The 19,417-nt window shown below is 64.5% G+C and carries 17 protein-coding genes; 14 read left to right on the top strand and 3 right to left on the bottom strand.

Going from position 1 to position 19,417, the window contains the following annotated elements; genetic code table 11:
• Positions 1-67 precede the first annotated feature (67 nt).
• The gene (locus B4I46_RS21460) at positions 68-2,515 is read right to left on the bottom strand and encodes an acyl-CoA dehydrogenase (protein WP_213606054.1); all 2,448 of its coding nucleotides are present in this window, start codon (positions 2,513-2,515) and stop codon (positions 68-70) included.
• Between the two features lie 187 nt (positions 2,516-2,702).
• On the opposite strand from B4I46_RS21460, the gene B4I46_RS21455 reads away from it, so the two are divergent.
• From B4I46_RS21455 to B4I46_RS21445, 3 genes are all read left to right on the top strand, one after another.
• A complete protein-coding gene (locus tag B4I46_RS21455) occupies positions 2,703-3,326 on the top strand; it encodes a glutathione S-transferase (protein ID WP_054915819.1) in 624 nt (207 codons plus the stop codon).
• A gap of 144 nt (positions 3,327-3,470) precedes the next feature.
• Entirely contained in the window at positions 3,471-4,403 is a 933-nt protein-coding gene (locus tag B4I46_RS21450; protein WP_043862894.1) for an ABC transporter ATP-binding protein, read from the top strand.
• Complete coding sequence (locus tag B4I46_RS21445) at positions 4,400-5,179, top strand: ABC transporter permease (RefSeq protein ID WP_043862893.1); 780 nt, start codon at positions 4,400-4,402, stop codon at positions 5,177-5,179. The genes B4I46_RS21450 and B4I46_RS21445 overlap by 4 nt, the downstream gene beginning before the upstream one ends.
• On the opposite strand, the gene B4I46_RS21440 is transcribed toward B4I46_RS21445, so the two are convergent.
• A complete protein-coding gene (locus tag B4I46_RS21440) occupies positions 5,147-5,686 on the bottom strand; it encodes a DUF2062 domain-containing protein (RefSeq protein WP_043862892.1) in 540 nt (179 codons plus the stop codon). The genes B4I46_RS21445 and B4I46_RS21440 overlap by 33 nt on opposite strands.
• Positions 5,687-5,826: 140 nt before the next feature.
• Here B4I46_RS21440 and B4I46_RS21435 point away from each other — a divergent pair, with 140 nt between their 5' ends.
• The 8 genes from B4I46_RS21435 to murB all read left to right on the top strand — a co-directional run bounded on the left by B4I46_RS21435 (position 5,827) and on the right by murB (position 12,649).
• A complete protein-coding gene (locus B4I46_RS21435; RefSeq protein ID WP_286901763.1) occupies positions 5,827-8,049 on the top strand; it encodes a DNA internalization-related competence protein ComEC/Rec2 in 2,223 nt (740 codons plus the stop codon).
• 62 nt (positions 8,050-8,111) lie between these two features.
• Complete coding sequence (locus tag B4I46_RS21430) at positions 8,112-8,747, top strand: MotA/TolQ/ExbB proton channel family protein (protein WP_162484877.1); 636 nt, start codon at positions 8,112-8,114, stop codon at positions 8,745-8,747.
• Positions 8,744-9,175, top strand: a complete 432-nt coding sequence (locus B4I46_RS21425) for an ExbD/TolR family protein (protein WP_054915817.1) — start codon at positions 8,744-8,746, stop codon at positions 9,173-9,175. The genes B4I46_RS21430 and B4I46_RS21425 overlap by 4 nt, the downstream gene beginning before the upstream one ends.
• Complete coding sequence (lpxK, locus tag B4I46_RS21420; RefSeq protein ID WP_286901762.1) at positions 9,175-10,185, top strand: tetraacyldisaccharide 4'-kinase; 1,011 nt, start codon at positions 9,175-9,177, stop codon at positions 10,183-10,185. Before B4I46_RS21425 ends, lpxK begins: the two co-directional genes overlap by 1 nt.
• Positions 10,186-10,222: 37 nt before the next feature.
• Entirely contained in the window at positions 10,223-10,408 is a 186-nt protein-coding gene (locus B4I46_RS21415; RefSeq protein ID WP_003247142.1) for a Trm112 family protein, read from the top strand.
• Positions 10,405-11,169, top strand: coding sequence for a 3-deoxy-manno-octulosonate cytidylyltransferase (kdsB, locus tag B4I46_RS21410; protein ID WP_043862888.1), 765 nt, complete (start codon positions 10,405-10,407; stop codon positions 11,167-11,169). Before B4I46_RS21415 ends, kdsB begins: the two co-directional genes overlap by 4 nt.
• On the top strand, positions 11,169-11,633 hold the full coding sequence (locus B4I46_RS21405; RefSeq protein WP_286901760.1) for a low molecular weight protein-tyrosine-phosphatase: 465 nt from the start codon (positions 11,169-11,171) through the stop codon (positions 11,631-11,633). Before kdsB ends, B4I46_RS21405 begins: the two co-directional genes overlap by 1 nt.
• The gene (murB, locus tag B4I46_RS21400; RefSeq protein WP_043862886.1) at positions 11,630-12,649 is read left to right on the top strand and encodes a UDP-N-acetylmuramate dehydrogenase; all 1,020 of its coding nucleotides are present in this window, start codon (positions 11,630-11,632) and stop codon (positions 12,647-12,649) included. Before B4I46_RS21405 ends, murB begins: the two co-directional genes overlap by 4 nt.
• A gap of 127 nt (positions 12,650-12,776) precedes the next feature.
• Here murB and rne read toward each other — a convergent pair whose 3' ends face one another.
• The gene (gene rne, locus B4I46_RS21395) at positions 12,777-16,013 is read right to left on the bottom strand and encodes a ribonuclease E (protein WP_286901758.1); all 3,237 of its coding nucleotides are present in this window, start codon (positions 16,011-16,013) and stop codon (positions 12,777-12,779) included.
• Between the two features lie 743 nt (positions 16,014-16,756).
• Between rne and rluC the strand changes: the two genes are divergently transcribed.
• From rluC to sppA, 3 genes are read left to right on the top strand one after another with little or no spacing between them, the layout of a single operon-like run.
• The gene (rluC, locus tag B4I46_RS21390; RefSeq protein ID WP_043862884.1) at positions 16,757-17,713 is read left to right on the top strand and encodes a 23S rRNA pseudouridine(955/2504/2580) synthase RluC; all 957 of its coding nucleotides are present in this window, start codon (positions 16,757-16,759) and stop codon (positions 17,711-17,713) included.
• Positions 17,703-18,380, top strand: coding sequence for an HAD-IA family hydrolase (locus B4I46_RS21385; protein ID WP_054915813.1), 678 nt, complete (start codon positions 17,703-17,705; stop codon positions 18,378-18,380). The genes rluC and B4I46_RS21385 overlap by 11 nt, the downstream gene beginning before the upstream one ends.
• A 6-nt stretch (positions 18,381-18,386) precedes the next feature.
• Complete coding sequence (gene sppA, locus B4I46_RS21380; RefSeq protein ID WP_058541100.1) at positions 18,387-19,370, top strand: signal peptide peptidase SppA; 984 nt, start codon at positions 18,387-18,389, stop codon at positions 19,368-19,370.
• Positions 19,371-19,417 lie beyond the last annotated feature (47 nt).

The raw sequence follows: 19,417 nt of genomic DNA, 5'->3' as shown, positions 1-19,417 counted from the left end.
CCTCTAGAGCAAAATCGGGCGCGGGAGTATAAGGCTCCCCGCGCCCGATGTCCCGTTGGAGTGATGCTCAGCGCACCTTGCCCTCGGTGGGCAGCAGCTCGTCCTTGCTGAACGCATCCACGTCGATCACACGGCGCCGTGCGGCTTCGGCCTCGTGCAGGCTTTGAGCTTCGCCGGCCTGCAAGGTGTTGGCGTGCAAGGCTGCGTCGATCAGCGATTCGCCGGGAGCCGGCGCCAATTGGCCGCCCTTGTGGGCCTGGTGCAGCTTCTTGTGCAGCGGGGCGCTGGCCCTTAGCAGGTCGCTGGCCTGTTGCAACGCGCCCACCGGGTCGCTTGCATCGGTGGGGCGATAGCAGCCAGCCAGCAGTTGTTCGAGTGCCGGATCACCCTTGGCGCGACCCAGCAGCGCAGCAACCTCGGCATCCAGTTCGTCCGACGGGCCGGTATGACGGCGCCCGAACGGGAACACCACCAAGCGCAGCGCGCCACCGAGGAACCGATTGGGGAAGTTGTCGAGCAGGCGGTCCAGGGCTTTTTCGGCCTGGCCCAGGCTTTCTTCCATGGCCCAGCGCAACAGCGGCCGCAGGTACTCGGGCGAATCGAGATCGTGGTAGCGCTTGAGGGCTGCCGAACCCAGGTACAGGTTGCTCAATACGTCGCCAAGGCGCGCCGACAGGCGCTCACGGCGTTTCAGCTCGCCACCGAGCAGCATCATGCACAGGTCGGCCAGCAGGGCGAAGGCCGCCGCCTGGCGATCGAGTGCGCGAAAGTAGCCCTGGCTCAATGCATCGCCGGGTGCCTTTTCAAAGCGCCCCAGGCCCAACCCCAGGACCAGCGTGCTGGCCGCGTTACCCACCGCGAAGCCCACATGCCTGAGCAGCAGGGCGTCGAACTCCTTGAGCGCCTGGTCGTGGTCTTCACGTGCGGCCAGGGCCATCTCCTTGAGCACGAACGGGTGGCAGCGAATCGCCCCCTGGCCAAAGATCATCAGGTTGCGCGAGAGGATGTTGGCGCCCTCGACGGTGATGAAGATCGGTGCCCCCTGCCAGCTGCGACCCAGGTAGTTGTTCGGGCCCATGATGATGCCCTTGCCCCCGTGCACGTCCATGGCGTGCTGGATGCATTCGCGCCCCCGTTCGGTAAGGTGGTACTTGAGGATCGCCGACAGCACCGAGGGTTTTTCACCCAGGTCCACCGCGTTGGCGGTGAGCATGCGCGCGCTGTCCATCAGCCAGGCATTGCCGCCGATGCGGGCCAGAGCCTCCTGAATGCCCTCGAACGCGGCCAGCGGTACGTTGAACTGCTCGCGCACCTGTGCGTACTGGCCCGTTACCAGGCTGGTGTACTTGGCGGCACCGGTACCGACTGCCGGCAAGGAGATCGAGCGTCCCACCGACAGGCAGTTCATCAGCATCATCCAGCCCTTGCCGAGCATCTCCTGCCCGCCAATCAGAAAACTCAGCGGGACGAACACGTCCTTGCCGCTGTTGGGGCCGTTCATGAACGCGGCGCCCAGCGGCAGATGGCGCTGACCGATCTCGACACCTGGGGTGTCGGTCGGGATGAGAGCCAGGCTGATACCCAGCTCCTCCTTGTCACCCAGCAGGTGATCGGGGTCGTAGGCCTTGAACGCTAGACCCAGCAGCGTCGCCACCGGGCCCAGGGTGATATAGCGCTTCTCCCAGTTCAGGCGCAGGCCCAGTACTTCCTCGCCCTGCCACTGGCCCTTGCAGATGACCCCGGTGTCGGGCATGGCGCCGGCGTCGGAGCCGGCCAGCGGACCGGTGAGGGCGAAGCACGGGATGTCGTCACCGCGGGCCAGGCGGGGCAGGTAATGGTTGCGTTGCTCGTCGGTGCCGTAGTGCAGCAGCAGTTCGGCCGGGCCGAGCGAGTTGGGCACCATCACGGTGGAGGCCAGGTCGCCGCTGCGGGTGGCCAGTTTCATCGCGACCTGTGAATGAGCGAAGGCGGAAAAGCCCTTGCCGCCGTATTCTTTGGGAATGATCAGGGCAAAGAAGCCATGGGTCTTGATGTGCGCCCAGGCTTCGGCGGGAAGGTCCATGTCCTGGCCGATCTGCCAGTCGCTGACCATGGCGCAGAGCTCCTCGGTGGGCCCGTCGATGAAGGCTTGCTCTTCTGCGCTCAGTTGCACCTTGGGATAGGCCAGCAGGGTGGTCCAGTCGGGGCGGCCACTGAAGAGCTCGCCGTCCCACCAGACCGTGCCGGCATCGATGGCCTCGCGCTCGGTCTGCGACATCGGCGGCAAGGTTTTGCGAAACCAGCCGAACAGCGGGGCAGTCAGCCATTTGCGGCGCAGATCGGGCAGCACCAGGGGCACGGCAGTGGCCACCAGCAGCAGCCAGAAGATCGTCAACAGCCAGCCGGGGGCATGGCTGAATGCGCCCATCGCCACCAGGTAGACGGCAACCACGCCCAGTGCGGGCAGGGGGGCAACCCGCCGGTGCGCCAGGTAGGCAATACCGACCACCAGCACCACTAACCACAACAGCAACATATGCTTTCCTCCGTGAGCTCCAGAAATAGCTATCCGACAGAGCTTAGACCGCCTGTGCCAAACAACCCGTCAGAACAGTGACAGGACGTGACCCGTGGAAGTTCGCGTTTTCGGGCCGCGGGCCAGCGATTGTCAGCCTCGCCAGCTCGGGTAGACTGAGTGCCCACCGCCTATGTCAGGAGTCGTCATGCTGAAGATCTGGGGACGCAAGAACTCGTCAAACGTCAGGAAGGCGCTGTGGTGCGCCCAGGAGCTGGGCCTGGGTTACCAGTCGATCGATGCCGGTGGCGAGTTCGGCGTGGTCGACGAGCCGCACTACCGTGCCCTCAACCCCAACGGCCGGGTGCCGATGATCGAGGATGGCGAGCTGGTGCTGTGGGAATCCAATACCATCGTTCGCTACCTGTGTGGCCGGTATGCCCCAAACACTGACTGGTACCCCGCCGACCCGGCGGCCCGGGCCAGCGCAGACAAGTGGATGGACTGGACCACGTCATCGCTGGCTACGCCATTCCGTCCGCTGTTCTGGGGCATCCTGCGTACACCGTCTGACCAGCAGGACTGGGTGCAGATCAACGCCGCGCACAAGCAATGCGCCGAACTGCTGTCGATCGCCGATCAGGCCCTGGCCATGCAACCCTACCTGTCGGGGGAAGCGATCGGCATGGGCGACATCCCGCTGGGCTGCTTCGTGTATGCCTGGTTCGAGATGCCCATCGAGCGTCCGGAAATGAAGCACCTGCGTGCGTGGTACGAGCGCCTCAGGCAACGGCCGGCCTACCAGGCGGCGGTAATGACCGCGCTGACCTGAACCTGTCGATTACCCTGATAGTCAATATCGATACACTTCACTGTACTTGCGTGGCCTGGGCAAGCACCATGGCCACATTCGTCGCGGTCGGCCCTGTCTGACCGCCTGCCTTGTGAACCCTTCAACCTGGTGTGTAGACCTGCTATGAGTTCTGCTCTGTCCATTCGGCAGCTAACCAAGACCTACGGCAATGGCTTCCAGGCCCTCAAGGGCATCGACCTGGATGTCGCCGAAGGTGATTTCTTCGCCTTGCTCGGCCCCAATGGCGCCGGCAAATCCACCACCATCGGCATTCTCTCGACCCTGGTCAACAAGACCAGCGGCACGGTGAATGTGTTCGGCCATGACCTGGACCGAGAGCCAGCCGCGCTCAAGCGCTGCATCGGTGTGGTGCCCCAGGAGTTCAACTTCAATCAGTTCGAAAAGACCTTCGATATCGTCGTGACCCAGGCGGGTTACTACGGCATCCCGATGAAGGTGGCCAGGGAGCGCGCCGAGCAGTACCTGACCCAGCTGGGCCTGTGGGACAAGCGTGACGTGCCATCGCGCTCGCTGTCCGGCGGCATGAAGCGCCGCCTGATGATTGCCCGCGCGCTGATCCACGAACCGCGCCTGCTGATCCTCGACGAGCCTACCGCTGGCGTCGACATCGAGCTGCGCCGTTCGATGTGGAGCTTTCTGACCGAGCTCAACCAGAAGGGCATCACCATCATCCTGACCACCCACTACCTGGAAGAGGCCGAGCAGCTGTGCCGCAACATCGGCATCATCGACCACGGCACCATCGTGCAGAACACCAGCATGCGTCAGTTGCTGGGCACGTTGCATGTGGAGACCTTCCTGCTCGACCTCAAGCATGACCTGGCCCAGGCGCCGCAACTGGCCGGCTACCCGTGCCGGCTGATCACTCCGCACACCCTGGAAGTGCAGGTGGACAAGGACGTGGGCATCACCGCGCTGTTCGGCCAGTTGGCCCTGCAGAACATCGAGGTGCTGAGCCTGCGCAACAAGACCAATCGTCTCGAGGAGCTGTTCGTGTCCCTGGTGGAAAAAAACCTGGCGAAGGTGGCGGTATGAGTTCGGAACTGCGCGCCAACCTGGTTGCCCTCAATACCATCGTCTATCGAGAAGTGCGGCGGTTCACGCGGATCTGGCCGCAGACCCTGCTGCCCCCGGCGATCACCATGGTGCTGTACTTCGTGATCTTCGGGAACCTCATCGGCCGGCAGATCGGCGACATGGGTGGCTTCACCTACATGGAGTACATCGTGCCGGGCCTGATCATGATGTCGGTGATCACCAACTCCTACGGCAACGTGGTGTCGAGTTTCTTCGGCAGCAAGTTCCAGCGTTCGATCGAGGAGCTGATGGTGTCGCCGGTGTCGCCGCACACCATCCTCATCGGCTACACCCTGGGCGGCGTGCTGCGCGGGTTGGCGGTGGGAGTGATCGTGACCCTGCTGTCGCTGTTCTTCACCCATCTGCAGGTGCATCACATGGGCGTGACGGTGCTGGTGGTGGTGCTGACCGCGACGATCTTCTCGCTGCTGGGCTTCATCAACGCAGTGTTTGCGCGCAACTTCGATGACATCTCGATCATCCCGACCTTCGTGCTCACGCCACTGACGTACCTGGGTGGGGTGTTCTACTCCATCACCCTGCTGCCGCCATTCTGGCAGACCGTGTCGCTGGCCAACCCGGTGCTGCACATGGTCAACTCGTTCCGCTATGGCATCCTGGGCGTCTCGGACATCCGCATCGGCGTGGCCATCACCTTCATGCTGGTGGCAACCGCGGTGCTGTACATCGGCTGCGTGCGCCTACTGGTCAGCGGGCGAGGAATGCGCAGCTGATTTCTGCTTGCGCCTGCGCCACTGCCTGCCCACCCACCAGCGCCAGTAGAGCATGGTCAGGCAGTAGGCCAGCGCCCCCAGCAGCACGCCGCACACCACCGAGCCCAGCAGAAAGGGCTGCCACAGCGTCGACAGCTGGTCGGTGATCCATTCGAAGGTGAGTTCCTCAGGCAGCGTGCGTGGCGGTATCTGCATCAGCCATGCCCCCACCTGGTAGGTGCAGTAGAACACCGGCGGCATGGTGATGGGGTTGGTCAGCCACACCAGGCTGACGGCGATGGGCATGTTGCCACGCACCAGAACCGCCAGGCTGGCGGCCAGCAGCATCTGCATCGGGATAGGGATGAAGGCTGCGAAAAGGCCTACGGCCATGGCCCGTGCCACCGAATGGCGATTCAGGTGCCAGAGGTTGGGGTCGTGCAGCAGCCGGCCGAGAAAGCGTAAGGATTTATGTTCCCGAATGCTCGTCGGATCTGGCATGTAGCGTTTGAAAAGTCGACGCGGCATGTGGGCTCTCGGCGTTCTGAAGTGGCCAGTATGCACGGATTGTAAACAGCGCCAATTCAGACTTTGTGACAATTAATAAGCAAGGTGCGGGCCTGGGTGATCTAAGCCTCTGGGGTGAGATCTGCTCAGGAGCTTTACCCATGCGCACAAGGATGTTGGCGCTGGCCTTGGGGCTGTTGGCGCTCAACGTGCTACCTGCCTTGCCGTCGGTCGGCTGGCTCTGGGGCATCGGCATGACGGGAATGTTATGCCTGGTGTGTCGATGGGCAGTGCCCGGTCTGTTCCTGCTTGGTTTTGCCTGGGCCTGTTGCTCGGCGCAATGGGCGCTGGACGATCGACTGCGGCCCGAGCTGGAGGGGCGCACCCTGTGGCTGGAAGGTCGGGTAGTGGGCCTGGCGCAGCAGGGCCCACATTCGGTGCGTTTCGAGCTGGCCGAAGCCTCCTCGCGCCGCGCCCAGTTGCCGCAGCGGCTGAGCCTGAGCTGGTTTGGCGGGCCGCCGGTCAACAGTGGCGAGCGTTGGCGCCTGGCGGTACAGCTGCAGCGCCCCTCCGGCCTGCTCAACCCCCATGGGCCTGACCAGGAAGCCGCCATGCTGGCCCGGCGAATCGGTGCCACCGGCCGTGTAAGGGCAGGTGAACGACTGGCCCCGGCCAGCCATGCGTGGCGTGATTCGGTGCGCCAACGCCTGCTCGTGGCTCAGGCCCATGGGCGCGAAGGTGCGCTGGCGGCGCTGGTGCTGGGTGACGGCGGGGCGCTGGCACAGGAGGACTGGCAGGTGCTCCAGGCAACCGGCACGGTGCACCTGCTGGTGATTTCCGGTCAGCACATCGGCTTGCTGGCCGGTCTGGTGTACGGCCTGGTGGCCGGGTTGGCACGTGTGGGGGCATGGCCCAGGGGGCTGCCCTGGCTACCCTGGGCGTGCGGCCTGGCGTTTGCGGCGGCCCTGGCGTACGGCTTGATGGCGGGCTTTCAGGTACCGGTACGACGGGCCTGCATCATGCTGGCGGTGGTGCTGTTGTGGCGCCTGCGTTTTCGCCACCTGGGGGCCTGGATTCCCTTGCTGCTCGCCCTCAACGGTGTATTGCTGGTGGAGCCATTGGCCAGCCTGCAGCCGGGGTTCTGGCTGTCGTTCGCGGCGGTGGCGGTGCTGGTGTATGTGTTCGGCGGCCGGCTGGGGGCCTGGAACCCCTGGCTGGCGTGGGGCCGGGCCCAATGGCTGATCGCGATCGGCCTGTTGCCGGTGCTGCTGGCGTTGGGGCTGCCGATCAGTCTCTCGGCACCGCTGGCCAATCTGGTCGCGGTGCCCTGGGTCAGTATCGCGGTGTTGCCCCTGGCGCTGGCCGGCACACTGCTGCAGGGGCTCCCGTTGCTGGGGGAGGCCCTGTTGTGGCTGGCTGGAGGTTCGCTGGCAGCCTTGTTCTGGACACTGGCACAGGTGGCACATTGGCAACCGGCCTGGACACCGGTCGCCTTGCCGATATGGGCATGGTTGATGGTGGGCGGTGGCGCGGTACTGCTGCTGTTGCCGGGCGGGCTGCCGATGCGGGTGCTGGGCTGGCCCTTGCTGCTGCTGGCCGGCTGTGCGCCTCGCAACGAGATCGCCCATGGGCAACTGGAGGTGTGGCAGCTGGATGTCGGCCAGGGCCAGGCGTTTGTGCTGCGTACCCGTCACCATGCGATGCTGTATGACGCAGGCCCGGCCACCCGTGGCAGCGACCTGGGTGAGCGGGTGGTCGTGCCGACTCTGCGCAAGCTGGGGGTACGCGAGCTGGACCTGGCGCTGATCAGCCATGCCCATGCCGACCATGCCGGCGGCGCCCTGGCGGTGCAGCGCAGCGTGCCGCTGGTGCGCGTGGTGGGCGGCGACCCGGATGAGCTGCCCGGGCAACTGCAGGCCCAGGCCTGCGCCAGTGGCGAGCAATGGCAGTGGGATGGCGTGCTCTTCAGCCTGTGGCGCTGGCAGCAGGCCGGCGACAGCAATCAGCGCTCCTGTGTGTTGCATGTGGATGCCGGCGGGGAAACCCTGCTGCTTACCGGTGACATCGATGCCCAGGCCGAGCGCGCCTGGCTGCGCGAGTCGACAGCCGGCCCGGTCGACTGGTTGCAGGCGCCCCATCATGGCAGCCGCACCTCGTCGAGCCAGGCCTTTCTCGAGCGAACCCGGCCACGGGGCGTGCTGATTTCGCGAGGGCGCCACAATGCATTCGGGCATCCGCACGCACAGGTGATGGCGCGTTACCAGGCGCTGGGTATCACCGTGCACGACAGCGCCCTGCACGGGGCGGTGCGCCTGGTGCTGGGCAGCTTTGGCCAGGCGGTCGGGCAACGCAGCCAGCGGCGCTTCTGGCGGGAGCCGACATGACGCTGTTCGGCCCCGTGGCCCCCTATGGTAAAGTGGCGGACTTTTTCGAGGGGGTCGCTACTGTGTGGGAATTGGTCAAGTCCGGTGGCTGGATGATGCTGCCGATCATTCTGAGTTCCATCGCTGCCATGGCTATCGTCGCCGAACGCCTGTGGACCCTGCGCGCCAGTCGTGTCACCCCGCCGCACCTGCTTGGCCAGGTGTGGCGCTGGATCAAGGACAAACAGCTCACCAGCGAGAAGCTCAAGACCCTGCGCGCCGACTCGCCGCTGGGCGAGATCCTGGCCGCAGGCCTGGCCAACTCCCGCCATGGTCGCGAAATCATGAAGGAGTGCATCGAGGAAGCCGCCGCCCGTGTCATCCACGAGCTGGAGCGCTACATCAACGCATTGGGCACCATCGCGGCCATGGCGCCGCTGCTGGGCCTGCTGGGCACCGTGCTGGGCATGATCGATATCTTCAGTGCCTTCACCGGGTCCGGCATGACCACCAATGCCTCGGTATTGGCGGGGGGGATCTCCAAGGCGTTGATCACCACCGCAGCCGGCCTGATGGTGGGTATCCCGGCGGTATTCTTCCATCGTTTCCTGCAACGGCGCATCGATGAGCTGGTGGTGGGCATGGAGCAGGAGGCCATCAAGCTGGTGGAAGTGGTCCAGGGGGACCGTGATGTCGACCTGAGCGAGGGCAAGGCGTGAAATTCCGGCGCAAGCCACGGGAGACCGTGGACATCAACCTCGCTTCGCTGATCGACGTGGTGTTCATCCTGCTGCTGTTTTTCGTGGTGACCACCACCTTCACCCGTGAAACCCAGTTGCGTGTCGAACTGCCCGAGGCGGTCAGCGGCGCTCCGGCGCCCGACGCCGAGGCCAAGCAGCTGGAAATCACCATCAGCGCCGAAGGCGTGTACTCGGTCAACAACCACCTGTTGCCCAAGAGCGACCTGGGCACCCTGACCGAGGCCCTGCAGAAGGAATCACAGGGCGACACCAAGATGCCGCTGTCGATCAGCGCTGACGGCAAGACTCCGCACCAGGCCGTGGTCACCGCCATGGATGCCGCTGGCAAGCTCGGCTTCAGCCAGTTGCGCATGACCACGGTCGAGGCCGCCCAGGGGACACCTTGATGGCGCTTGCCGATCGCCTGTTGCATGCCTGGTATGCCGGCCACCCGGCATTGGTATTGTTGCGCCCGCTCGAGGCCCTGTATCGCCGGGTGGTGCGGGGCAAGCGCGAGCGTTTTCTGGCCGGGCAGGGCGACATCTATCGCGCACCGGTGCCGGTGCTGGTGGTGGGCAACATCACCGTGGGTGGCACCGGCAAGACCCCGCTTATCCTGTTTCTGATCGAGCACTGTCGCCAGCGCGGCCTGCGCGTGGGGGTGGTCAGCCGAGGCTATGGGGCCACTGCGCCGCAACTGCCGTGGCGCGTGCGTGCCGATCAACCGGCCGAACAGGCCGGTGACGAACCCTTGCTGATCGTGCAGCGCAGCGGCGTGCCGCTGATGATCGACCCCGATCGCAGCCAGGCCGTGCGGGCCTTGCTCGACGCCGAGCCGCTGGACCTGATCCTGTGCGACGACGGCATGCAGCACTACCGCCTGGCGCGTGATCTCGAGCTGGTGCTGATCGACGCGGCCCGCGGCCTCGGCAATCGCCGCTGCCTGCCTGCCGGGCCGCTGCGTGAGCCGGTGGAGCGCCTGGATGAAGTGGACGCCGTGCTCTACAACGGCGCCCTCAGCGACCGTGATGATGGATTTGCCTTCACCCTGGCCCCTACGGCACTGGTCAACCTGCGCAGCGGCGAGCGCCGAGGCCTGGAGCATTTTGCGCCGGGCCAGGCATTGCACGCGGTGGCCGGCATTGGCAACCCTCAGCGATTTTTCAACACCCTGCAGGGGCTGGGCTGGCAGCCTGTGCCGCATGCGTTTGCCGACCATGCGGCGTACAACGCCCAGGCCCTGAGCTTCACCCCGTCATTGCCGCTGGTCATGACTGAGAAGGATGCGGTGAAATGCCGTGCTTTCGCCGCCGATGACTGGTGGTATCTTGCGGTCGACGCACTGCCTTCGCCGGCCTTCGTGGCCTGGCTCGACGCGCAGCTGGCGCGTCTGCTGCCCGGGCCTCGCCAGCCCTGACATTTTCTTTTTCCGGCCACAGGCCTGAGGAATATCCATGGACACCAAATTGCTCGACATCCTTGCTTGCCCGATCACCAAAGGCCCGCTCAAGCTCAGCGCCGACAAGACCGAGCTGATCAGCAAGGGGGCCGGCCTGGCGTACCCGATTCGTGACGGTATCCCGGTGATGCTCGAGAGCGAAGCCCGAACCCTGACCGATGACGAGCGCCTGGACAAATGAGCCTGGATTTCACCGTTGTGATTCCAGCACGCCTGCGCTCCACCCGTCTGCCGGGCAAGCCATTGCTGTCGATTGCCGGCAAGCCGATGGTGCAGCACGTCTGGGAGCAGGCGCGCAGAAGCAGCGCCACCCGCGTGGTGATTGCCACCGATGACCCGAGTATCGTCGCTGCATGCCAGGGGTTTGGCGCCGAGGTGCTGCTGACCCGTGAGGACCATCAGTCGGGCACCGACCGCCTGGCCGAAGTCGCCACCCAGCTGGGCCTGTCGGCAGATGCGATCGTGGTCAATGTGCAGGGTGACGAGCCGTTGATTCCCCCGGCGATCATCGACCAGGTGGCGGCCAACCTGGCGGCGCATCCTGAAGCGGGCATTGCCACGCTGGCCGAGCCGATCGAAGACGTCGAAGTGCTGTTCAACCCCAATGCGGTCAAGGTGAGCACCGACCGCAACGGCCTGGCCCTGACCTTCAGCCGTGCGCCCTTGCCGTGGGCGCGTGATGCGTTTGCCCAGAGCCGCGAGCAATTGCCGGCGGGTGTGCCTTATCGCCGGCATATCGGCATGTACGCCTATCGCGCAGGCCTGTTGCAGGACTTCGTCGCCTGGGGCCCCTGCGGCCTGGAGCAGACCGAGTCGCTGGAGCAGTTGCGTGCGCTGTGGAATGGCGTGCGCATCCACGTGGCCGATGCCTTGCAGGCGCCGCCTGTGGGCGTCGACACACCTGAAGACCTGGAGCGCGTTCGGCGCTTGCTGGAGGCCTGATGCGCGTCCTGTTCGTATGCCTGGGCAACATCTGCCGCTCGCCGACGGCCGAGGGCGTGTTGCGCCATCAGTTGAAGCTGGCAGGCCTCGAGGATCAGGTCGAAGTGGCCTCGGCGGGTACGGGAGACTGGCATGTGGGCAAGCCGCCCGACAGCCGAACCCGCCGCACTGCGCTGGCGCGCGGCTACGACCTGTCCGCACAGCGTGCACAGCAGGTGAGCGCGCAGGACTTCAGCCGGTACGACCTGATCCTGGCTATGGACACCAGCAATCTCGGCCACCTCAAGGCGCTGCAACCGTCTGCCGGTACCGCCGAACTGGACCTGTTCCTGCGCCGCTACGAGGGTGAGCTGGATGAAGTGCCCGACCCTTACTGCGGCGGCGAAGAGGGCTTCGAACAGGTGCTTGATCTCATTGAGCTGGCTTGTAGCAAGCTGGTGGTCGAGCTGAAGGGCCGGCTATGAGCGTGCAGGTGCAATCGCAGGTTTCACTCAAGCCTTACAACACCTTCGGAATCGAGGTGAAGGCGCAGTATTTCGCCCAGGCACACAACGATGACGAAGTGCGCCAGCTGCTGGCGCACGCAGCCGAACAGCACCTGCCGGTGCTGGTGATCGGTGGCGGCAGCAACCTGCTGTTGACTGCCGATATCCAGGCGCTGGTGCTGCGTATGGCTAGTGTCGGTGTGCGGATACTGTCGGATGATGGCCAGCGCGTGGTGGTCGAGGCAGAGGCGGGTGAGCCCTGGCATCCCTTCGTGCAGTGGACCCTGGCCCAGGGACTGTCGGGGCTGGAAAACCTCAGCCTGATCCCCGGTACCGTCGGGGCGGCGCCGATGCAGAACATCGGCGCCTATGGCGTGGAGATCAAGGACGTGTTTGCCGGGCTTACGGCGCTGGATCGGGAAACCGGCCAGTTGCACGAGTTCGCGCTGGAACAGTGTGATTTTGCCTACCGTGACAGTGTGTTCAAGCGTAATCCCGGGCGCTGGCTGATCCTGCGGGTTCGCTTCGTGCTCAATCGCGCCGAGCACCTGCACCTGGACTATGGCCCGGTACGCCAGCGGCTGAGTGAGCAGGGCATCGGTCAGCCGACCGCACAGAATGTCAGCGATGCCATCTGCAGCATTCGTCGCGAAAAACTGCCAGACCCGGCCGAGCTGGGCAATGCCGGAAGCTTCTTCAAGAACCCGGTGGTGAGCGCCGAACTGGCGCAGCGCGTGCGCGAGGCGTATCCGGATGCGGTAGGTTATCCACAGGCCGATGGTCAGGTGAAGCTGGCGGCGGGGTGGTTGATCGAGCAGGCGGGCTGGAAGGGGTTTCGCGAGGGCGATGCCGGGGTGCACCGTTTGCAGTCGCTGGTGCTGGTGAACTACGGGCAGGCCAGTGGCAAGCAGTTGCATGCGCTGGCGCAGCGGATTCAGGCTGATGTGCTGGCGCGCTTCGGCGTCGCGCTGGAGATGGAACCCAACTTGTATTGACTGGGCGGCTTGTTTGCTGGCAAGGCCGATTCCTGCGGATTCGGCGTTGTCGGTGACACATCCACCACCAGGCAGCAGGCAATAAAAAGCCCCGCCAGTTTGCACTGGCGGGGCTTTTTAATGGCCGTCAGACGAGCGGTTTATGCTCTTCTGCAGCTTCCTGCGACTGCTCGGCAGCAGCAGCAGCAGCGGCCGCTGCGGCTTCAGCTTCGCGCTTGCGGCGACGCACTTCACGCGGGTCGTTCGGTGCACGGCCGTTGGCCAGCGTGACGACCGGTGCCTCAACCTCGGCAGGCTCGGCGATCGGTGCCTGTGCCTCGGCGACCGGTGCTGGCTCAGCGGCAATGACCGGCTCGGCTTCGACTGCAGCCGGCGCTTCAGGCTCGCTCGGCAGGGCGATGACCGGCTCGGCAGCTACAGGTGCCTCGACGGGCGCTTCGACAGCTGGCGCCTGCTCAGGGGCTTGAGCCGGTGCTTCCACCAGAGCCTCTACCTTGGCCTCGGCCTCGATCTGGGCCTCGACTGGTTGCGGAGCAACTTCGACGACAGGCTCGATGCTCGACTCGACTGCCTGCACCGGTGCTTCGAACGGTTGTTCGATCACAGGGGCGATGGCCGCTTGTTCAGCAACAGGTTCTTCGGCAGCGGGCTGTTGAACGGTTTCGTTCGACTCGGTGCTGGTTTCGACAACCACTGGCTCGACGGTGCCGGCCTCGAAAGGCGTTTCGGCCACGACGGCTGGGGTGTCATCGACAGCGGCAGTTGCACGCTCGGCCTGAGCGTTGGCCTGGGCCTCGGCGTCGGCACTGATGTTGCTGGTGGCAACGGCGGCAGTCACGGCCAGGCCGGCAGCAAGTTCCACGCCCGAAGGCTGCGCATTGCCTTCGCTGCGTTTTTCCGCAGCAGCAGGTTGTTCGCCAGCTTGTTCGGCGCCTTCTTCGGTGCCGTCTTCGCTGCCTTCGACCACATTGCCGTTGGCATCACGCTGACGCTCACGACGGTTGCTGCGACGACGCTGACCGCGCGAGCGACGACGTGGACGATCGCCTTCGGCGCCTTCCTGGTTGTCATCCTGCAGCAGCTCTTCGTTTGGCAGTTGCTCTTCGGCCGCATCCTCGACCGGCTCGGCCGGGCGTGGCTGACGCTCTTCGCGTGGCGGACGCGGTGCGCGCTCCTCGCGAGGGGCACGTTCTTCACGTGGTGCGCGCTCTTCACGCGGTGCGCGCTCTTCACGCGGTGCACGCTCTTCACGTGGCTGACGCTCTTCGCGCGGGGCGCGCTCAGGACGTTCTTCGCGGACGGCCGGGGCCGGGGTGGCATCCAGAGGCTCACGCAGTTCGCGTACCGGGCGATCTTCGCGTGGGCGACGGTCTTCGCGTGGGGCACGAGGCTGACGTTCTTCACGCGGGGCGCGTGGTGCGCGTTCTTCGCGGGTCGAGGTCTCTTCACGGGCTTCGCGAGGCTGGCGTTCTTCACGCGGCTCACGTGGCGCGCGCTCGGCACGCTCTTCGCGTGGCTTGCGCTCTTCATCGCGACGACCGTTGCGGTTGCGGCTCTGCTGGCGACCGTTGCGACGCTCCTCGTTGCGCTGAGGACGCTCGGTGGCAGGCTTCTCGGTTACCACCGGTGCGGCGGCCACAGGTTCTTCCTTGCCGGCGAACAGGCTGACCAGCGACTTGACCAGGCCCTTGAACAGGCTTGGCTCTGGCAGGGCGTGTACCGGGGCGGCTGGGGCAGCAGGGGCTTCCGGAGCCGGTACCGGAGCATTGGCGCGGGCCGGTGCAGTCTTGACCGCGGCTTCCTGGCGAACCAGGGTGCGGGTGGCGGCAGCCGGTTGCACTTCTTCGGTTTCGGTCGCAGCGATTTCGTAGCTGGACTGGTTGTTCAGGGCTTCCGGGCTGTCGTCGCGCAGGCGCTGCACTTCGAAATGCGGGGTTTCCAGGTGGTCGTTCGGCAGAATGACGATACGCGCCCGGGTGCGCAGTTCGATCTTGGTGATCGAGTTGCGTTTTTCGTTGAGCAGGAACGCGGCGACCGGGATCGGCACCTGGGCACGCACCTCGGCAGTGCGATCCTTCAGGGCTTCTTCCTCGATCAGGCGCAGGATTGCCAGCGACAGCGATTCGACGTCACGGATGATGCCGGTGCCGCTGCAGCGCGGGCAGACGATGCCGCTGCTTTCGCCCAGGGAAGGGCGCAGGCGCTGTCGGGACATTTCCAGCAGGCCGAAGCGCGAAATGCGGCCGACCTGTACGCGGGCACGGTCGGCTTCCAGGCACTCGCGCACCTTTTCTTCGACGGCGCGCTGGTTCTTGGCCGGGGTCATGTCGATGAAGTCGATGACGATCAGGCCGCCGATGTCACGCAGACGCAGTTGGCGGGCGATTTCCTCGGCCGCTTCCAGGTTGGTCTGCAGGGCGGTTTCCTCGATGTCGCTGCCTTTGGTGGCGCGCGCCGAGTTGATGTCGATGGACACCAGGGCTTCGGTCGGGTCGATCACGATCGAGCCGCCCGATGGCAGGTCGACGACGCGCTGGAAGGCGGTCTCGATCTGGCTTTCGATCTGGAAGCGGTTGAACAGCGGCACGCTGTCTTCGTACAGCTTGATCTTGCTGGCGTACTGCGGCATCACCTGGCGGATGAAGGTCAGGGCTTCTTCCTGGGCGTCGACGCTGTCGATCAGCACTTCGCCGATGTCCTGGCGCAGGTAGTCGCGGATGGCGCGGATGATGACGTTGCTTTCCTGGTAGATCAGGAACGGCGCTGCGCGGTCGAGGGACGCTTCCTTGATGGCGGTCCACAGTTGCAGCAGGTAGTCCAGGTCCCACTGCATCTCTTCGCTGCTGCGGCCCAGGCCGGCAGTGCGAACGATCAGGCCCATGTCGGCAGGGGCAACCAGGCCGTTGAGCGCTTCGCGCAGTTCGTTGCGCTCTTCGCCTTCGATGCGACGGGAGATGCCGCCGGCACGCGGGTTGTTAGGCATCAGGACCAGGTAACGACCGGCCAGGCTGATGAAGGTGGTCAGGGCGGCGCCCTTGTTGCCGCGCTCTTCCTTCTCGACCTGGACGATGACTTCCTGGCCTTCGCTCAGCACTTCCTTGATGTTCACCCGGCCTTCGGGCGACTTCTTGAAGTATTCGCGGGAGATTTCCTTGAGGGGCAGAAAGCCGTGGCGCTCGGAGCCGAAATCGACGAAGGCGGCTTCAAGGCTGGGCTCGATGCGGGTGATCTTGCCCTTGTAGATGTTGGCTTTTTTCTGCTCGCGTGCACCGGACTCGATGTCCAGATCGTAGAGGCGCTGGCCGTCTACCAGAGCAACACGCAACTCTTCGGGTTGAGTCGCGTTAATCAGCATTCTTTTCATGTAGTACCGTCGGTTTCCGGGCTGCCGGAAACGGCGTTCGGCACACACGACTTCTCACGGTCGGTGTCAGGGTGCGTCAGGGGTGGCGGACCATCCCGTGTCCAGCGGCTTGCGGTCGGACTGGTCGCCCAGTGCTGCCGAAGTCGCGACGACGCGTCCTGCTAGCTGTGGTGTCAAATGCACTCAGTCAGGAGGAGGAATCAGCCTTCGGCCGTGGACACCCTGGGGCATCTTGATCAAGACCGGGTCCGGTCGCGGGCCAGAGGGCCTGTGGACTGGACGCAGTGCTACACGGTCCGACGGTTGTGCATCTCCACCCTACACGTATCCCTGATAATTCGGGTGCTGCCGCGCGCTGAATCCGCAACGGGTTGCAGTTATCGCCAGCTCCATACGGGAGCCCGCGCTTTCTATGGCTAAGGCTGGTATTTCCGAAGCATTCGCCGTGACTGCGTGAAAGCGACTGCACTGAAGGAGTGGGCATCGAAAAAAACGTGCAGGAGGGTCAAACACCGCTCTTGTTGTTTTTTATCGGTCTTCTCTCATCGGCGCTGGTAGCGATTCCAGGCACTTCTGTAAACTGGCGAAAGCCCCGTCGGACGGCCTCGCGTCCTCGAGAATTGCGTAGGTCAGGGCCGGCTCAAAGCCATTGGTCCGCTGGCCAGCCGCTTTTGGCGGCGTTCGCGACTATAGCAGCAATCATTAAGTGCTTCAAATCCATAAAAAATTGTTATGATTCGCAAATGACGACTACTACCCCTCCGACCTCCGGCGTCCAGCTGATCGAGGTCGCGCCGGAACTTGCCGGCCAACGGATCGACAACTTCCTGATCACTGCACTCAAGGGCGTTCCCAAGACCTTGATTTATCGCATTTTGCGCAAAGGCGAAGTGCGGGTGAACAAGGGGCGGATCAAGCCCGAGTACAAATTGCAGGCCGGTGATATCGTGCGCGTGCCGCCCGTTCGTCTGCCTGAGCGTGACGAGCCGGTGCCGCTGGCACAGGGCCTGCTTCAGCGACTCGAAGCGGCCATCGTGTACGAAGACAAGGCCCTGATCGTGCTCAACAAGCCTGCTGGCATCGCCGTGCACGGCGGCAGCGGGCTGAACTACGGTGTGATCGAAGCCTTTCGTCAGTTGCGCCCGGATACCAAGGAGCTGGAGCTGGTGCATCGGCTCGATCGCGATACCTCCGGTCTGCTGATGATCGCCAAGAAGCGCAGCATGTTGCGCCATCTGCATGCCGCGTTGCGCGGTGACGGCGTCGACAAGCGCTACATGGCGCTGGTGCGTGGTCACTGGGCCACGGCCAAGAAGCAGGTCAATGCGCCGCTGCTCAAGAGCAACCTGCGTTCCGGCGAGCGGATGGTGGAAATCAACGACGAAGGCAAGGAGGCGCTCACCCTGTTTCGCGTGCTGCGCCGTTTCGGCGATTTCGCGACCATGGTCGAGGCACGCCCGATTACTGGCCGTACCCACCAGATTCGCGTGCATACCCTGCATGCCGGGCATTGCATCGCCGGCGACAGCAAGTATGGCGACGAGGATTTCACTCGCGAGATCCGCGAGCTGGGCGGCAAGCGCCTGTTCCTGCATGCCTATGCGCTGACCGTGCCGTTGCCCGATGGCGGCGAGCTGAAGCTGGAGGCGCCGGTGGACGACATGTGGGCCAAGACCGTGGAGCGTTTGAGTGCGCCGTGATTACGACCTGCTGATCTTCGATTGGGACGGCACGCTGGCCGATTCGATCGGGCGCATCGTCGAAGCGATGCATCGCTCGGCCGAGCGTGCCGGCTATGCGCTGTGCTCGGACGAGGCGGTCAAGGGCATCATCGGCCTGGCGCTGCCCGAGGCGATCAGCACGCTGTACCCGCATCTGGATCAGCCTGAAGTCATGGCGTTTCGTCAGCATTACGCCGACATCTATATGGCCCTGGATACCCAGCCGTCGCCGTTGTACCCCGGCGTGGTCGAGGCCCTCGAGTCGTTCAGGGCCGATGGCTATCGCCTGGCAGTCGCTACCGGCAAGGCGCGTCGCGGCCTGGACCGGGTGCTGGTGGCCAATGGCTGGGAAACGTTCTTCGACATTACCCGGGCTGCCGACGAAACCATGGGCAAGCCGCACCCGCGCATGCTCGAGGAGATCCTGGCCCATTGCCAGGTGCCGGCGAGCCGTGCGTTGATGGTGGGCGATTCGTCGTTCGACCTGCTGATGGCGCGCAATGCCGGCATGCATTCGGTGGCGGTGGGGCATGGGGCGCTCTCGCTCGAAGCATTGAGCGTTTACGAGCCGCAGTTGTCCATACAGCACTTTTCACAATTGCAGGCGTGGCTAGGCCGAACCGCTGCAATCGAATTTCCAGGGTAGGTGAGCATGACTGACGAGTGGAAGGCGCCTGACGCCGAAAAGAACGAAGAGCGCACCAGCTGGAAGCTGCTCGAGAAGACCTTGCTGGCGGGCGTGCAGGAGCAGCGTCGGGCCCGGCGCTGGGGTATTTTTTTCAAGCTGCTGACGTTCGTGTACCTGTTCGGCATCCTGGCCCTGTTTTCGCCGCTGATGGATATCGACAAGACCGCCGCCCGTGGCGCGAGCCATACGGCGCTGATCGAGGTGCGCGGGATCATTGCGGACAAGGAGCCGGCCAGCGCCGACAACGTGATAGCCAGCCTGCGTGCGGCCTTCGACGACGCCAAGACCAAGGCGGTGGTGCTGCGTATCAACAGCCCGGGCGGCAGCCCGGTGCAGTCTGGCTACATCTATGACGAGATTCGTCGTCTGCAGGCCGCCAAGCCGTCGGTCAAGGTGTACGCGGTCATCAGCGACCTGGGTGCGTCGGGTGCCTACTATATCGCCAGTGCGGCTGACCAGATCTATGCCGACAAGGCCAGCCTGGTGGGCTCGATTGGTGTGACGGCAGCTGGCTACGGCTTTGTCGGCACCATGGAGAAGCTGGGTGTCGAGCGTCGTACCTATACGGCGGGTGAGCACAAGGCCTTCCTTGATCCATTCCAGCCGCAGAAACCGGACGAAACGGCCTTCTGGCAGGGTGTGCTGGACACCACCCACAAGCAGTTCATCGCCAGTGTGAAGCAGGGGCGCGGCGAGCGGCTCAAGGACAAGGAGCATCCCGAGCTGTTCAGCGGGCTGATCTGGTCGGGTGAGCAGGCCGTGCAGCTAGGGCTGGTGGACGCCCTGGGCAATGCCGATTATGTGGCGCGTGAGGTGGTGGGGGAGAAGACCCTGGTTGATTTCACCGTCGAAGAGTCGCCGTTTGATCGCTTCTCCAAGCGCCTGGGTGCCAGCGTCGCCGAGCACCTGGCTATGTGGATGGGCTTTCAGGGGCCGGCACTGCGCTGAGTGTGCTGATTAATGAAAAACCGGCCAGATGGCCGGTTTTTTATTGC

The organism is Pseudomonas sp. UBA7500 (assembly GCF_002478435.1).
Taxonomy (GTDB): domain Bacteria; phylum Pseudomonadota; class Gammaproteobacteria; order Pseudomonadales; family Pseudomonadaceae; genus Aquipseudomonas; species Aquipseudomonas palmensis.
This window is presented reverse-complemented; position numbering and strand designations above follow the sequence as displayed.

Coding starts and splice junctions, on each gene's coding strand:
- lpxK (WP_286901762.1), top strand. CDS start 9,175: ATGGCGCTTGCCGATCGCCTGTTGCATGCCTGGTATGCCGGCCACCCG.
- B4I46_RS21450 (WP_043862894.1), top strand. CDS start 3,471: ATGAGTTCTGCTCTGTCCATTCGGCAGCTAACCAAGACCTACGGCAAT.
- B4I46_RS21435 (WP_286901763.1), top strand. CDS start 5,827: ATGCGCACAAGGATGTTGGCGCTGGCCTTGGGGCTGTTGGCGCTCAAC.
- B4I46_RS21455 (WP_054915819.1), top strand. CDS start 2,703: ATGCTGAAGATCTGGGGACGCAAGAACTCGTCAAACGTCAGGAAGGCG.
- B4I46_RS21460 (WP_213606054.1), bottom strand. CDS start 2,515: ATGTTGCTGTTGTGGTTAGTGGTGCTGGTGGTCGGTATTGCCTACCTG.
- B4I46_RS21440 (WP_043862892.1), bottom strand. CDS start 5,686: ATGCCGCGTCGACTTTTCAAACGCTACATGCCAGATCCGACGAGCATT.
- rluC (WP_043862884.1), top strand. CDS start 16,757: ATGACGACTACTACCCCTCCGACCTCCGGCGTCCAGCTGATCGAGGTC.
- B4I46_RS21415 (WP_003247142.1), top strand. CDS start 10,223: ATGGACACCAAATTGCTCGACATCCTTGCTTGCCCGATCACCAAAGGC.
- rne (WP_286901758.1), bottom strand. CDS start 16,013: ATGAAAAGAATGCTGATTAACGCGACTCAACCCGAAGAGTTGCGTGTT.
- sppA (WP_058541100.1), top strand. CDS start 18,387: ATGACTGACGAGTGGAAGGCGCCTGACGCCGAAAAGAACGAAGAGCGC.
- B4I46_RS21405 (WP_286901760.1), top strand. CDS start 11,169: ATGCGCGTCCTGTTCGTATGCCTGGGCAACATCTGCCGCTCGCCGACG.
- murB (WP_043862886.1), top strand. CDS start 11,630: ATGAGCGTGCAGGTGCAATCGCAGGTTTCACTCAAGCCTTACAACACC.
- kdsB (WP_043862888.1), top strand. CDS start 10,405: ATGAGCCTGGATTTCACCGTTGTGATTCCAGCACGCCTGCGCTCCACC.
- B4I46_RS21445 (WP_043862893.1), top strand. CDS start 4,400: ATGAGTTCGGAACTGCGCGCCAACCTGGTTGCCCTCAATACCATCGTC.